Origin of the sequence: Phyllobacterium ifriqiyense (assembly GCF_030817885.1) — a bacterium.
GTDB lineage: Bacteria > Pseudomonadota > Alphaproteobacteria > Rhizobiales > Rhizobiaceae > Phyllobacterium > Phyllobacterium ifriqiyense.
Genome location: NZ_JAUSZT010000003.1, coordinates 2,095,421 through 2,108,623 on the forward strand (window position 1 = coordinate 2,095,421; position 13,203 = coordinate 2,108,623).

Genomic DNA, 13,203 nt, shown 5'->3' on the forward strand with positions numbered 1-13,203 from the left:
AAAAGACCTATTTATAATGAGTAGAAAAACAAATAATATAATTAAAACAAATGGATAATGGTTGTATTGGCAAAAACTTATCCACGTTCTTGATGGTGGGGGTATAAGAAGATATTCCTACTAAAGAGGTGGAGTAGAGTAATGGTTCCGAATTTCAACCATACGATAAGGTCAGCGGCGGATGCGCAAAAAATAGTCAAAGCCCTGCGCGCGCGTCGCGACGGGACTACGCCGATTCTGGCTGTCATTACTCGGAATGACGTCTTAGGCGAGCAACATTTCCAGATATGTGAACATGTTCAAGACGTGTTGTCCGCTCTCTTTAACATTTCAGGTTGCGATTTGCGATCAAACTCGCGGTGCGAACAAGCCGTTGCGCGCGTTCGCCAAATTGGCATGTATGTGGTGCATGTCACACTCGGCATGTCCATGACGCAGGTCGGTCGTGTCTTCGGGCGAGATCGCAGTACGGTGGCCCATGCCTGTCATCTGATTGAGGATATGCGCGAGGATACAGATTTTGACCGCATCGTGCATATGGTTGAAACAGTTATTCGGGCGGCCTTTGCTCAAAGCGGGAGGGTGCGTCGATGAACGGTCACTCCACAACCGATCAAGCCATGATTGCGCGCCTTTTACGATTTCTCGCCAAGGGTTCAGTGCAACTCGCTGAAGCGGCAGCGCCGGAAAAATTGATGCTTGAAAGCGCCGCATATGGTGTGTTGAGCGTTAAAAGAGATGTTATCGCCCATGCAGCAATGACGGGACTCGTGGTGCCCTGTAAGTCGGAGTTGAAAATTTCCGATGCAGGTAAGGCATGGCTGCTGCGGAGCGCCACCGATGGTGATGCCTTTGCCAGTCAGCATAGAAATGAGGCGTTCATAACGCTCCCGGACGAACATGGCCCAAGCAAAGTTCGCACCAATGAGGCCGAGTCGCCGCTGGCAAATCTGCGTAAACGCAAGGATGGCACGGGCCAGCTACTGATCAACGAAGCGGCGTTCAAGGCGGGAGAGCAATTGCGTCGGGATTTCACCCTTGGCAATCTGATGCCCTCGATCAGTGTTAACTGGGATGTGACTGGCAGTGGTTCGCGCTCCAATGGTGTGCTCGAAATTACAGAGGCGGCCTTGGCTGCTCGCCAACGTGTGGAGCGGGCGCTCAATGCGGTCGGACCTGAACTTGCGGGCGTCTTGGTCGATGTGTGCTGCTTTCTCAAGGGATTGGAAATAGTCGAGCGTGAGCGGCAATGGCCGGTCCGTTCAGCAAAACTGATCCTGAAAACAGCACTGGCTGTGCTCGACAGACATTACAATCCGCCAGCGCCAACGCGCCGCACTTCAAGCATTATTCACTGGGGCACGGAAGGTTACCGTCCCTCAATAAGCTAAGGGCAATGATTTTGCTCTGACGAATTTGGCTTAATGCTGCGTTGCATCCGCCGAGCCGAGCGCTGTTTCGGCTTCCCGGCGGATGCGGGCGACCATCGAACGCAGACCGTTCGAGCGTTGCGGCGTCAGATTTTCATTAAGACCTAGCTTCCGCAAAACGGCTTCCGGATCGATAGCGAGAATTTCCGAAGCTTTTTTGCCTGAGTAAAGCGCCATCATGATAGCAACCAGACCGCGAACGATGTGTGCGTCGCTGTCGCCGACAAATTCGATAACGGGATCTGGTCCTGCTGAAAGCGTGCTTTTGAGCCAGACCTGACTGACACAGCCATTGACCTTATGCACGGCGTCGCGGGCTGATTCCGGATAGGGTTTGAGATCACGACCAAGGTCGATGACATAGCGATAGCGCTCTTCCCAATCGTCGATGAAGTCGAAATCGCCAATAATGTCGTCAATAGTCTGTGCCATGGTATTGTCCTGTTCAGGGCACATATAGTGTTCCTAACTGCGAACGTCACCGTTTTTATGCAATTCAATTCTTACTGACTGAGCCCGTATGGGCCTTGGCGTCTATTTTGCTTGTTTCTTCACGCTCGCGGGTGGCGGCGTTGATAATCTCACGTAAAGCCATTTCACGCAGTTTTGCTTTGATTGCTTCAGCATCGCTGGTATCTGGCGCATCGCCATGCGCTCTCGCAACCACCGAGTCCGGATCATCGGATTTTTTGCCGAGCTGGGCATCGAGATATTCATATCCGACTTTGGCGGCTTCACCGGCACGTACGCCAGCATTTGCGATCGCCGCCTTGCCAGTTTCACAGGCCTGGGGTTTGCGGGTACAGAAATCCGACAGATCGCTGATTGTGTCTTGCGCTGCCAGCAGGGCTTCAAGCGGGCTGGGTCCGCCCTTCTCATTGGAGAGCGAAGGCATGAATAATGACACGACTGTCATCCAGAAGCAGAACTTGATCGCAAATCTGATCAAAAAGAACATAGCCCAACCCTTTGGCGCAAAACCCACCGTCCCAAGACGACCTACGCGAAGACTGTGACACAGGCTTAGCAACATAGCGTTGAAGCCTGCGTCTCAATTTGAGCCACTATAGAAACCAAGCATTAACAACTGTTGAGGCGCAAATCGTTGATTGCACGATTCGACACGCCAATTTGTGTTTGACCGAAACTCTTCATTTACCATGCCAGTCACAATCGCTCGAAACCGGGTTTACGGCTCATTCGATCCCCCAGTTTTATCCTTTCCTTAAAGCCTCGTCTGCAAAAGTTAACGCTGACAAGAGTGCTTGAAAGAGCATTCATGAAATGACCGCTTTATCCGGGCGACAACCAGGGTTTTGCGGAAAGCAGGAAAAAATTGGTGCCGATTCATTCCGTCACACATTCTGACTTTGCCGGGGCTGACGCCCACCGGCGGCATGACTTTGCCGATGCCAGCTCGCGCCGGCGGCTTGATATTGCCGGTCGCTTCCACGATTTGTGCAGGCGTTGGGTCAATACATCCGTTGCCTGCCCGGTGACCCGTGAGCGCGATACGCGGATGGCGGGCGCGTTTCTTGCCATGCCTTTGGTGCTTGCAATGGCGGTGTTCACCAATCACCTGTTGGCTGGCGAAATGGCCGGTATTGTAAGCATAGTTATTGGCGTTCTGGCTTTGCCGATGATCTTCTGCGGTGCTCTGGCAATATCCAAGGATGGCCTGAAGATCGGCCTTGGTGCACTTATCGCTTATGGCGCATCTATTTGCGCTATCGGGATTGCTTCATCAGCACCAAATCTGCTGCTTTGGCTGCTGGCTGCCGCTGTGCCTGTTGAAGCCTGGTTCATTTATAGAAGCGAGCGTTCGCTGCGTTTGGCTGGCGCGATATCGGCGGCGATACTGGCTGTTCTGCTTATCGTGTCATTGCTCAAGAATGCAGAAGTTGGCCTTTCGCCGCTCTCGTTGCTGGCTTCTCTGGCCTACTCTGCAACATTGATTGTGCGGATAACGAAAGGACTTGTTCAGCGCGTTGCTGCCGCTCGCCGCGATGATCGCGTTGCCGATCTCGAAAGCGCCATTGATGGCGTGGTTATGAGTATTGGCAGCGACGGGCTGGTGAAATCACTTTCATCCAAGGCCCAAGAACAGTTTGGTATTGCACGCAATCTGCTGATCGGCACGCCGCTGTTCGAGCGGGTGCACGTGGCCGATCGTGTTCAATTCCTTGGTTTCCTCAGCGATATGAAGCGCGGCGCGGCCAAAGCCCATGTCGATGTCAAGCTGCGTTGTGTTGCGCCGGCAGAGACTTGCGGCCAGCCACACCTTGTCAGGTTCGCAACTTATCATTTGAGCGCTGTGCCTCACAGCCAGGGCGAGGGCTTTCTTATCGTCGCAACGGATATCTCGCAGGCCGTTGCGGATCGCAACGCACTTGTTGCAGCGCGCCGCGAAGTTGAGACAGTCGAAATTACAAAAGGCCGTTTTCTGTCCACAGTGAGCCACGAACTGCGCACGCCGCTTAATTCCATCATTGGTTTTTCCGACATCCTGTTGCAGGAAATTTGCGGCAAGCTGCCCGATAGCCGCCAGCGCGAATATGTCGAGTTGGTGCATCGTTCCGGCAATCATCTGCTTTCAGTGGTCAATGCCATTCTCGATGTTTCGAAGATTGAAGCGGGAGCCTATCCGATCCATGCGGAAAGCTTCGCCTTCAAAGACACCGTGACAATGGTGCACGATATGATGGCGCATCAGGCTTTGCAGAAGAACGTCACCTTGTGCGATCGCGTCAGCCCCCGTATCGGCAATGTCGTTGCCGATAATCGCGCCATCCATCAGGTTCTGATCAATCTTGTGTCCAATGCGGTGAAATTCACCGAAGCTGGCGGCGTTGTGACGATCGACGCGCAGGTTGAAGATGACACGCTGATGTTCTCGGTCAGTGATACGGGCATCGGTATTGCCGAAGCAGATCTGAAGACTTTGGGCCAGCCTTTCCGCCAGGTGCAGAACGACTATACACGCGCTCAGGAAGGCACTGGCTTGGGTCTTGCCACTGTAAAAGGGCTGATAGGTCTTCATGGCGGCGAACTGACGATCAAGAGCGTTCCAGGGCAGGGCACAATTGTTGACGTCCGTATCCCCCGCTCTGGCCGTATTATCGCCAGCGACGAGCCTGCTGCCAATATTGTCGACTTCAAAGAGATCAGCGATGTAAAGGGAGGTTCCCATGGGGAAGCCCGCAAGTCGGCCTAGCAGCCGGACCGCCAAGCGCCGCGCACCTAAACGAAGCCCTGCATTGCGGGCTTTGATTGCAGCCGGTGGTTTGATCGCCAGCAATCCTGGCATAGCAGGCGGCACAACCGCGTTTCTGGTTACGCTTGGTTTCATCTCGGCCAATGCGCTGTGGTATCAGCCTCATGTGCATGAGGGCGTCTTTTTCTCGACGCGGCCCGAATTGGTGTTCAAGCCGATAAAGCAGGAAAAGCCTGCTTTGTCGGGAGAAAAACGAACATCTGTGGATGCACCAATCCGCAAGGTCAATTCTGTTCCGGTTCCGAAAAGCCAGGATGCAATTGCCGCTGCCATCAATGGTGACCCGGTATTGGGGCCGGGCGGCGATCCGGAAGTGGCACAGCTTCAGCAGAAACTGCTGGCCCTCGGCTTCTACAATGGAACGGTGGACGGTATTTCCGGCAAAGGCACACGCGCGGCTATCGAGGCCTACCGCAAGGCCAGCGCTGAGCTCGGTGTTGAGGCCGAGGCTCCAGTTGGCAATGCGGACGACACGACGGCAAGCATTGCTGTTCCGGCCAAGAAGCCGGATTCTGCTCCTGAAAAAGCAACGGTACAGAAAATTTCTGCTTCGTCGGCCAATGCCGAGGTGAACGATGCCGCAACAGGCGGCCTATCCGCACCGGAAATCGTACGCGTGCAGGCCGGTTTGCGCGCATTCGGCAATGACAAAGTGGAAATCGACGGCAAGGTCGGTGAATCCACGAAGATAGCCGTCAGTGAATTTCAGAAACTCTTCCGCCTGCCAGTAACGGGCGAGCCAGACGCGAAGCTGTTGGCCAAGATGCAGGAAATCGGCCTTATCAACTAATTCACGCCCTGATAGCCTGCAAATGTCGTTTTTCTGTGCCCCGGTGCTCCTGAACCCAAAAGTTCACTGCTCCGGTGCTCGAAATCCATCATTTTCGGCTCATCAGGACGCAAATTTCCGTCCCAGCAAGGATTTGTGCCCATGCGCCTGACATCTGACTTTTGGGTTTCAGCACTGGTGCGGAGGGTCAATGACACCGGCGCATTTGCTGCATTAAGCAATAGGGGAGCAATGGAAGCCGGAGCGATTTTCATCAAATTTCGCAATTCCGATGGCACATATGACCTGTTCGGTCCGGCTCCGCAAATGGTCTATGATGAGACAAAGCCCGACGAGCGCTTGTTTACACGGCTGAAATCAGGCTCGGCTGAGATGGACATCAATGATGATCTGGAAAAGCAGAAGCGCTGGGACCGCGATCTTTGGATTGTTGAAATTGAGGATTATCGCGGGGATCGGTCTGAGTTGTTTTCGGTGGTTGATGGTTAGATTAAAAAGCTGAATACAATGATCGTCCTTGCCAACGTGGGCAAATTGCAGCGGTCAGGAAACCTTTCGGGCTGTATTCTCGACATCCTTGGCCATCTCACGCAATTTCTGGCGCAGTGCCGCAGAGTTTTCCTGAATCTTCCAGCGTGCGACTGTAGCCCGGGCTTTTTCCTGGTCAATCTGGCGATAAGACTGGATGAACAGCCGCAGTGAATGCAGATCCTTATGCACCAGCCCGAAAAGACCGGTAAGGATGAGGTGTGACGCTTCCGCTGAAAGGCCGAGTGAGGCAAAGGCGATTGTCAATTCAGCATTGAGCCCGTGACCAATGATGCGCACTGTGCTTTCCATGCTAAGATCAAGTGCGCGGGCAAATTCTTCCTGGAATTGAGTGGTCTGATCCAGCAGGGCTGCATCGATCAATCGGTCGGCAAGCGCCTGATCGTCGGATTGCCCGATATCAGTGCTAAGCATCAGTTCCCGCAGTGCCTGCCGCGTTTCGCGAAGGCGCTCGGACTCTGGAGCCGCAGCCGTTTCAACATCGGTCGACACTTGAAATGCCAATGTGCGTTCGAGCGCGGGATCATCGAAACTGTGCAGCGCATCCAGCAATAATGGATCGGATGTTGTGCGGCGTGCTATCGCTCGGGCATGCCCAAGGCCTTTGCGCCGGATGATGTCAATAAGATCGCCGGTCTTCAGCACGGGAGAGCGCAGCAGGATGGGCGCAGAAATATCCACATCATCCTCGGCAAGAGCCATGATGAGACGGTGGGGCGCATGGGGTAATTCGGAAAGTACGGCTGCCGCATGCCGGCGCACGCGCGGAGAGGTGAGGGGCAGGAGAGGAACAGCGAGGTCTTCAAGCTGCTGCGCATCGCTTTTTGCCGGTCTTGCGACGCTGCAGAACGCAGTAATGGACGCGGTCAGGAGATCGTCAGCCTTGCTGCCGCCGCTGCGGTCTTCAAGCGCCCGAAACTCAGGATACTTCACGAACAAACTCCAACACTGCACGCAACGCAATAACAGCTTCTAAAATTAGCCGCTAAGCGTTAGCAAGTCGTTAACCATCGACGTGTCTTATTAAATAATGGCGCAAATCACGCGCATACGGCATAAGTACCAATAGGCATCTGCGTAGCATTCGAGTTCAGGAGAGCAACGAACCTTACGGATGGACCAAATGGGATTTGTAATCGCATTTCCGGGAAGCGCCAGAACGCGAAGCAACCGGGATCAGAAGAAACGTCAGGCGACAGCCGAGATCACAATCTTTCCCGGCGTGCGCTATGAACATTATTCAGCCCAGCCGCAAAAACGTGACAAGGCAAAGCTTCGTCGTCAGTTTTTCGACAATTTGCCCCAGCCGGGTTGATTTGAACCTGTTCTTGTAAATGCAGCTATGGAACTATCAGGACTCGCATATCAGGAGTCCCCTATGTTCATCGTTTCCCTTACCTACATCGCGCCGCTAGCCGATCTCGATGCAGCAATGGCAGATCATGTCGCCTTCCTCGAAAAGCACTACGCTACCGGAATGTTTTTAGCCTCGGGCCGGAAAATACCGCGTACCGGCGGCATCATTCTCGCCAAGGCTGAGAGTGAAGCAGTCCTGCGCAAAGTGCTTGAAGAAGACCCGTTTTACACACGCAAGCTCGCCAATATTGACGTGCAGGAGTTCGCGCCGTCAAAAGTGCAGCCGGGGCTTGAGGGATTGCTTTGAATCCCTCTTTCTGGGGGCTTGCAGTAGCACAGTGCGTGGTTCGTCTCGTCGAACCACGCATGTCATTCGTGCCAAGCGGTGGATGCAAATATTACTGCTGAACGCCCGGATAGGCCCAAAGGCCGGATACCCGCATCAGATCCCTGTAAATCACCAGGCGCTCATCGGCTGAAACCTTCGCTGCGTCTTCCACGGAAGGGGCATCCAGAGCCACAACCGGTACGACATTGGCGTGAAGATCATATTGCTTGAGCGCATCTTCCAGCAATGTCCGGGCACGGCGCATGTGGCTTGAACTTGTGACCAGGACGACGCTGTCAGCGCTGTGGCGGTTAAGAAGATTGGCGACATTCAGGACATTGCCGACAGTGTCCTTTGACTTGTCTTCAATGAGAATGCGATCGCGGCTGACACCGCGCTCCACCAGCCACTTCATCATGACGTCGCCTTCGGTAACACCGGATTGCGGTTGGCCGCCTGTCACCATGATACGCGCTTCGGGATTGGCCTGCGCAGCTTTCAGCGCTACATCAAGCCGGTCAAGCAAGGGTTTTTCAGCTGTTCCATCCTTGGCCAAAGCATAACCCAAGGTGACGATCATGACTTTACCTGGAAGGGTAGGCACATCGGTGTTCGGCTTTTCAGCAATGATCTGTTCGGCACGAACAAAACGCTGGCGATATGCCTCGGCGCGCTCGCGGTCGAGACCGGCCAACGCCTGATGCGCTAGGCTTGCTTCGGTTTCGTCATTGCGTATACGGCCCAGAGCCTCCAGCCATGCCTGTGCATCAAAAGAGGTTGGGTCCTTGGCAAGGATTTCCTCATAGGTCGCACGGGCTGCGTCGAGGTTTTTCTGCAGGATTTGCGATGACGCGACTGCAAATCGGAAATCCAGCCGTTCGGGCGCCAGCTTGGAAGCTTCTGCAAAGGATTGCTCAACCACATCGTAACGGCCATGCAGGGTGATGCCCTTGAAAATCTCGGCTTCGGCCTTTTTCACGTCACCGCCCGACCAGTAATATTGCATGCCGGTATCGACCAAAGTCTTGATCCGCTCGCCGTTTTGCGCGTCATAGGCAAAGGCAAATGAAGTGCTTAGCGTCAGGGCAAGGGTTACAGCAGCAATCTTCTTCATAGTGTCCACTCTCTTTATCGGGTCCGGTTGGTCGTACACATATTCTGTAACAGCGAAGCTACAATCCAAAGAAAATTTGCCTATCCCAGACGCAAAACCGGGTTCTAGAGCAGCGGCGAACAGTTGGCATTTTTCAGGAAGGACGCAACCTGTTCGCCCCATGATTCATCGGGAACGAAACTACGGATAACAACAAAACCCTCATCCATATCGGCTTCGATCAGCACGGAGTTTTCAGCGGCTACGGGCTTGGATTTGTTGAGTTCAATCATTTGCAGAGGTGTTGCAATGACGAGATCCAACTGGTCGGCGATCGCTGTGCGATCGTTGATCGAGTAGATATTTTCGCCTTGGCGATTGTAAACCGAGATCGACCAGTAGGGCAGTGTGCCGATACCAGTTATATGCGCGGGCAGATCTGTAATATCAAAACGGCAGGCGGCAGCTTGAAACAAGGGGTCAAATGCGAGCCGTGCCATACCGGGCTTGGGTTCGCCGGTTGCCGTATGAAACTGCCAATCCTCGCCATAGGCCGAAATACGCGACCAGGCATTTCGATCCGAGTAATAGGGGACGAGCAACACAACGGCGATGTGAATAATACCTGCGCCGACCAGACCGAACAGAAGGGCGCGCAATAGCTTACCCATCGCAACTAATCCTTGTGATTGCCGGGAAGGTCATGTCGACAAGACCGGAATTGCTGCCCACCGGCGTGTCGTACAATGTCATCACCAAGGTCATCCGCCCGCTGCCCGAGGTGGCGAGCCAGTTTTCAGGCTGTGCCTTCGGCGAAACGGAAACGACGAATGCGCCATTCTCACCGCGCAGGATTTGCCGTGAATGCAATGCAGGCAGGCGGCCGGTGCCGGGATCGAGTGGTAATAAGGTGCGATCTGCCGCATAAAGTGTCCAAAAGCGTGAATTCGGGCTATTTCCGCTCAAACTGTAGGTGCATTGGCGGTCAAGCGCTGCGCCCGTATCATCATTGTAAGCGTAAAACGCCAGACCTTCGGCTGAACCCAGCGGAAAAGCGCCTTCGCGGGCGGCGCGCGCCTTGGCATAAGGGTCGGAAAGCGGCGTGCCTGCATCTGGATGGGCAGTCCATTGCCCAATGGCGAGCGCGTTGAAGCCATCGAAACGATTCACCGCATACCATGCGCTCAGTGTTCCGCCGCCGACGGCAATGACAAGCGCAATAAGGGCGAGGAAGACATTACGAAGCATGAATGATGACTACACGGCGGCGCTGCTGCGTGCAATTAGCGCGCGGAAACTTTTGTAGGAAGCAAAGGCAATTTCAGCTTCGGTGATGTTTTCAGGGCCTGATCAATCTCGCGAAGCACCTGCACGGTCGCATTCGAAAGAACGCGCGGACGCTCGCCAGCCTTGATAATTTCGCTATCGGCATCGGTGGTGCTGTTTTCAGCCACTACGTTTTCCTGCTTGGGCATGGTTGGATCGATGCCGGGAATAGCTTTCAAATCGATATTCTGGTGCGCATAATTCATGAAACGCTGCCACGTCATTGCGGGAAGAATGCCGCCTGTCAGTTCCTTGGTTGGCGTGAAATTATCATTGCCAAACCAAACCGCCGCCGTGAAATTACCGGTGAACCCGACGAACCAGGCATCGCGATAGCTCTGGGTCGTTCCCGTCTTGCCCGCGACACGCGTCATGGGAAGCACGGCGCGCCGTGCTGTACCCCATTCCGGCACCTGCGAGAGCATAATGTTCATGTTATTTGCGGCAGTCTCGGTCAGAACCCGATGGGGCTTTGGGCCATCCTTGCGCCAGTCCCAAAGCATGTCGCCATTCTGGCTCAATATCTGCGTGAACGCATGGCGCATGCCGACAATGCCGCCGGTCGCAAAGACGTTATAGCCCGTGGCTTGATCCATGACTGTCATGCCGGAGGTGCCGAGCACCATGGTCTTGTGCGAGCTGATCGGTGATTCAACGCCCATGGCTTTTGCCAATGCGACGATAGGAGCCGTGGTCAAATAATCCTTGGCAAGACGTACGGGCACCGTGTTGATCGATTTGACCAGAGCAGTCGTGAGATCAATCTTGCCCAGATATTTGCGGGAATAATTTTGCGGTGACCAATTGCCCCAAGACACTGCGCCTCCCGAAACGAGCGTTTTCGGCGTCATGCCCTTTTCCATGGCGGCAGCATAAACATAGGGCTTGAAGGACGAGCCCGCCTGCCGCAAGGCGGCGGTGGCGCGATTGAACTGACTGAGGCCATAGTCGCGCCCGCCGACGATCGCCCTTACGGCGCCATTGTTTTCCAGAACAACAATCGCAGCCTGCGCGACGTGATATTCCTTGCCATATTGGCGCAGATGATACTCGGCGGATTCTTCGGCGGCCTTCTGGATGCCGGTATCAAGTGTGGTGCGCACAACCAATGTATGGGTGCTGAAATTCTGCGCGACCTTGCGAACTTCGTCAAAGGCCCAGTCGAGGAAGTAATCCGGGCTTTCCAAACGTCCGCGATCAACCACTGTCGCAGGATTGCGCCGGGCCCCGACGACCTGTCCTTCCGTCATCAGACCACCCTGAACGAGATTACTGAGCACCACGTTCGCACGAGCACGGGCCGCAGGCAGATTGACGTGCGGGGCATATTTTGCCGGTGCCTTGAACAGTCCGGCCAGCATCGCCGCTTCAGCAAGATTCACGTCCTTGACGCTTTTGTTGAAGTAAAATTGCGATGCGGCAGCTATGCCGAATGTGCCACCGCCCATATAAGCGCGGTCGAGGTAGGTCTGAAGAATTTCTTTCTTGCTCAAATTGGCCTCAAGCCAAAGAGCCAGAAAGGCTTCCTTGATCTTTCGATCAAGACTGCGCTCATTGGTCAGAAACAGGTTTTTCGCCAGCTGCTGGGTAATTGTCGACCCGCCTTGCACAACCGAATTGGCGCGCAGATTTTCCGTCATTGCGCGGGAAAGACCAAGAAAATCAATGCCAAAATGGTCAAAGAAGCGCCGGTCTTCGGTGGCAAGGACAGCCTTTATGACGTGATCCGGCAATTCGTCAATCGGAACGGCACTGCGGTGGAGAATCCCGCGCTGGCCGATTTCATTGCCATAACGATCAAGAAAGGTGACGGCGAAATCGTCACGCGTGCGCCAGTTCTTATCAGTTTCGTGAAAGGCAGGTATCGCCAGCGTCAGCATGACCACGGAGCCAGCCGTGCCCCAGGTGAACCCTTCGCTCAAGACTTCAATAATGGCGCGCCGCCAGCCGGAAACATGGAACCGGCGGAAAAATATCGTCAGATCTTCCCAGGTTTCGGCGGCACGGAAGCGCAACTCATAAAGCGTTGAATCGATCCATGCATCAAGCCCTAGCAATGGCGAGACTCTGAAACGTTTACGCTTGTCTGGCTTGGTCTCTTTCATCGAAACTCTGTGCCTGCCCTATATCCACATTCTTATAAAGAATATGGTGTATCCGATTACGCTTAACAGCTTCTGAAGTTCGCTATTTTGAAGCGTTGCCCTGTCATTTCACCCCAGAGGACAGATTAGCTCTTTTTTATGTCCTGCGACAAGAGAAGCCTGAAAAACTTGCCTTTCGAGCATCGAAATGCCGCTTGAATTTTTCATTTGCAAATGGCTGCTTCTTATGGACTTCTGAGCGCCAGATATACAGGAGCGGGAACATGGCTATTGAACATTGGTTGGCATTTGTCGCAGCATCGGCAATACTTCTTGCTATCCCCGGGCCGACCATTCTTCTGGTAATTTCTTATGCGCTTGGCCATGGGAGGCGCTTTGCAATGGCGACTGTCGCGGGCGTTGCGCTCGGCGATTTCACCGCCATGACTGCTTCCATGCTCGGCCTGGGCGCGCTGCTTGCCGCGTCAGCGACGATTTTCACCGCCTTGAAATGGATCGGCGCGGCCTATCTGATCTATCTCGGCATCAAACTATGGCGTGCGCCCGTGGCGGATGCTGTGACAGGTGAGACGCCAGCAAAAAATGAAAAGGCACTGCGTATATTCCTGCATACCTATGTCGTAACTGCGCTCAACCCGAAAAGCATTATCTTCTTCGTGGCGTTCCTGCCGCAGTTTCTCGATACGACACGGCCGATCCTCACCCAGATGATCATTTTCGAAACAACATTCCTCGTGCTGGCAACATTGAATGCCGGGGCCTATGCATTGATGGCGTCAATGGCACGGCAGACAATTCGCAAGCCTAGCGTCCAGCGCGTAGTCAATCGTACTGGCGGCTCGCTGATGATAGGTGCGGGGTTGCTGGCTGCCACATGGAAAAAGGCAGCATAAGAAAATTTACCTTTATAGGAAAATAGTCCTTGACTGCGTAACGGTCCTGCTGTAGATAT

General features: G+C 54.0%; 15 protein-coding genes. 8 read left to right on the plus strand and 7 right to left on the minus strand.

Annotation, left to right across the window (positions count from 1 at the left end):
* Positions 1-141 precede the first annotated feature (141 nt).
* Both QFZ34_RS17770 and QFZ34_RS17775 read left to right on the plus strand, forming a co-directional pair.
* Positions 142-594, plus strand: coding sequence for a helix-turn-helix domain-containing protein (locus QFZ34_RS17770; RefSeq protein WP_307283603.1), 453 nt, complete (start codon positions 142-144; stop codon positions 592-594).
* Complete coding sequence (locus tag QFZ34_RS17775) at positions 591-1,391, plus strand: DUF6456 domain-containing protein (RefSeq protein WP_307283606.1); 801 nt, start codon at positions 591-593, stop codon at positions 1,389-1,391. Before QFZ34_RS17770 ends, QFZ34_RS17775 begins: the two co-directional genes overlap by 4 nt.
* Positions 1,392-1,421: 30 nt before the next feature.
* Here the strand turns inward: QFZ34_RS17775 and QFZ34_RS17780 are convergent, their stop codons facing one another.
* Together QFZ34_RS17780 and QFZ34_RS17785 are read right to left on the minus strand one after the other, a co-directional pair.
* Entirely contained in the window at positions 1,422-1,862 is a 441-nt protein-coding gene (locus tag QFZ34_RS17780) for a SufE family protein (RefSeq protein WP_115052199.1), read from the minus strand.
* Positions 1,863-1,926: 64 nt separating this feature from the next.
* Positions 1,927-2,388 carry a DUF5330 domain-containing protein gene (locus QFZ34_RS17785; RefSeq protein ID WP_307283611.1) on the minus strand — a complete coding sequence of 154 codons (462 nt, stop codon included), beginning with the start codon at positions 2,386-2,388 and terminating at the stop codon, positions 1,927-1,929.
* A gap of 381 nt (positions 2,389-2,769) precedes the next feature.
* Between QFZ34_RS17785 and QFZ34_RS17790 the strand changes: the two genes are divergently transcribed.
* From QFZ34_RS17790 to QFZ34_RS17800, 3 genes are all read left to right on the plus strand, one after another.
* Positions 2,770-4,644, plus strand: a complete 1,875-nt coding sequence (locus QFZ34_RS17790; protein WP_307283614.1) for a sensor histidine kinase — start codon at positions 2,770-2,772, stop codon at positions 4,642-4,644.
* Positions 4,619-5,494, plus strand: a complete 876-nt coding sequence (locus QFZ34_RS17795; protein WP_307283617.1) for a peptidoglycan-binding domain-containing protein — start codon at positions 4,619-4,621, stop codon at positions 5,492-5,494. The genes QFZ34_RS17790 and QFZ34_RS17795 overlap by 26 nt, the downstream gene beginning before the upstream one ends.
* Positions 5,495-5,635: 141 nt before the next feature.
* Positions 5,636-5,983: a DUF1491 family protein gene (locus QFZ34_RS17800; RefSeq protein WP_307283620.1), complete on the plus strand. Its 348-nt coding sequence runs from the start codon at positions 5,636-5,638 to the stop codon at positions 5,981-5,983.
* Between the two features lie 54 nt (positions 5,984-6,037).
* Here the strand turns inward: QFZ34_RS17800 and QFZ34_RS17805 are convergent, their stop codons facing one another.
* Positions 6,038-6,976, minus strand: coding sequence for a DUF2336 domain-containing protein (locus tag QFZ34_RS17805; RefSeq protein ID WP_307283623.1), 939 nt, complete (start codon positions 6,974-6,976; stop codon positions 6,038-6,040).
* A gap of 190 nt (positions 6,977-7,166) precedes the next feature.
* Between QFZ34_RS17805 and QFZ34_RS17810 the strand changes: the two genes are divergently transcribed.
* Both QFZ34_RS17810 and QFZ34_RS17815 read left to right on the plus strand, forming a co-directional pair.
* Positions 7,167-7,358 carry a hypothetical protein gene (locus QFZ34_RS17810; RefSeq protein WP_162802427.1) on the plus strand — a complete coding sequence of 64 codons (192 nt, stop codon included), beginning with the start codon at positions 7,167-7,169 and terminating at the stop codon, positions 7,356-7,358.
* A 63-nt stretch (positions 7,359-7,421) separates the two neighbouring features.
* Positions 7,422-7,706 (plus strand): YciI family protein, encoded by a 285-nt coding sequence (locus QFZ34_RS17815; protein WP_115051951.1) that lies wholly within the window; start codon positions 7,422-7,424, stop codon positions 7,704-7,706.
* A gap of 91 nt (positions 7,707-7,797) precedes the next feature.
* On the opposite strand, the gene QFZ34_RS17820 is transcribed toward QFZ34_RS17815, so the two are convergent.
* The 4 genes from QFZ34_RS17820 to QFZ34_RS17835 form a co-directional block, all read right to left on the minus strand.
* Positions 7,798-8,841, minus strand: a complete 1,044-nt coding sequence (locus QFZ34_RS17820) for a YdcF family protein (protein WP_307283630.1) — start codon at positions 8,839-8,841, stop codon at positions 7,798-7,800.
* Between the two features lie 104 nt (positions 8,842-8,945).
* Positions 8,946-9,491 carry a DUF1254 domain-containing protein gene (locus QFZ34_RS17825; protein WP_115051949.1) on the minus strand — a complete coding sequence of 182 codons (546 nt, stop codon included), beginning with the start codon at positions 9,489-9,491 and terminating at the stop codon, positions 8,946-8,948.
* Complete coding sequence (locus QFZ34_RS17830) at positions 9,484-10,068, minus strand: DUF1214 domain-containing protein (protein WP_115051948.1); 585 nt, start codon at positions 10,066-10,068, stop codon at positions 9,484-9,486. Before QFZ34_RS17830 ends, QFZ34_RS17825 begins: the two co-directional genes overlap by 8 nt.
* Positions 10,069-10,103: 35 nt before the next feature.
* Positions 10,104-12,251 (minus strand): transglycosylase domain-containing protein, encoded by a 2,148-nt coding sequence (locus QFZ34_RS17835; RefSeq protein WP_115051947.1) that lies wholly within the window; start codon positions 12,249-12,251, stop codon positions 10,104-10,106.
* A 263-nt stretch (positions 12,252-12,514) separates the two neighbouring features.
* Between QFZ34_RS17835 and QFZ34_RS17840 the strand changes: the two genes are divergently transcribed.
* Positions 12,515-13,144: a LysE family translocator gene (locus tag QFZ34_RS17840; RefSeq protein WP_115051946.1), complete on the plus strand. Its 630-nt coding sequence runs from the start codon at positions 12,515-12,517 to the stop codon at positions 13,142-13,144.
* Positions 13,145-13,203: the final 59 nt, after the last annotated feature.

Coding starts and splice junctions, on each gene's coding strand:
- QFZ34_RS17770 (WP_307283603.1), top strand. CDS start 142: ATGGTTCCGAATTTCAACCATACGATAAGGTCAGCGGCGGATGCGCAA.
- QFZ34_RS17775 (WP_307283606.1), top strand. CDS start 591: ATGAACGGTCACTCCACAACCGATCAAGCCATGATTGCGCGCCTTTTA.
- QFZ34_RS17780 (WP_115052199.1), bottom strand. CDS start 1,862: ATGGCACAGACTATTGACGACATTATTGGCGATTTCGACTTCATCGAC.
- QFZ34_RS17785 (WP_307283611.1), bottom strand. CDS start 2,388: ATGTTCTTTTTGATCAGATTTGCGATCAAGTTCTGCTTCTGGATGACA.
- QFZ34_RS17795 (WP_307283617.1), top strand. CDS start 4,619: ATGGGGAAGCCCGCAAGTCGGCCTAGCAGCCGGACCGCCAAGCGCCGC.
- QFZ34_RS17800 (WP_307283620.1), top strand. CDS start 5,636: ATGCGCCTGACATCTGACTTTTGGGTTTCAGCACTGGTGCGGAGGGTC.
- QFZ34_RS17810 (WP_162802427.1), top strand. CDS start 7,167: ATGGGATTTGTAATCGCATTTCCGGGAAGCGCCAGAACGCGAAGCAAC.
- QFZ34_RS17815 (WP_115051951.1), top strand. CDS start 7,422: ATGTTCATCGTTTCCCTTACCTACATCGCGCCGCTAGCCGATCTCGAT.
- QFZ34_RS17820 (WP_307283630.1), bottom strand. CDS start 8,841: ATGAAGAAGATTGCTGCTGTAACCCTTGCCCTGACGCTAAGCACTTCA.
- QFZ34_RS17825 (WP_115051949.1), bottom strand. CDS start 9,491: ATGGGTAAGCTATTGCGCGCCCTTCTGTTCGGTCTGGTCGGCGCAGGT.
- QFZ34_RS17830 (WP_115051948.1), bottom strand. CDS start 10,068: ATGCTTCGTAATGTCTTCCTCGCCCTTATTGCGCTTGTCATTGCCGTC.
- QFZ34_RS17835 (WP_115051947.1), bottom strand. CDS start 12,251: ATGAAAGAGACCAAGCCAGACAAGCGTAAACGTTTCAGAGTCTCGCCA.
- QFZ34_RS17840 (WP_115051946.1), top strand. CDS start 12,515: ATGGCTATTGAACATTGGTTGGCATTTGTCGCAGCATCGGCAATACTT.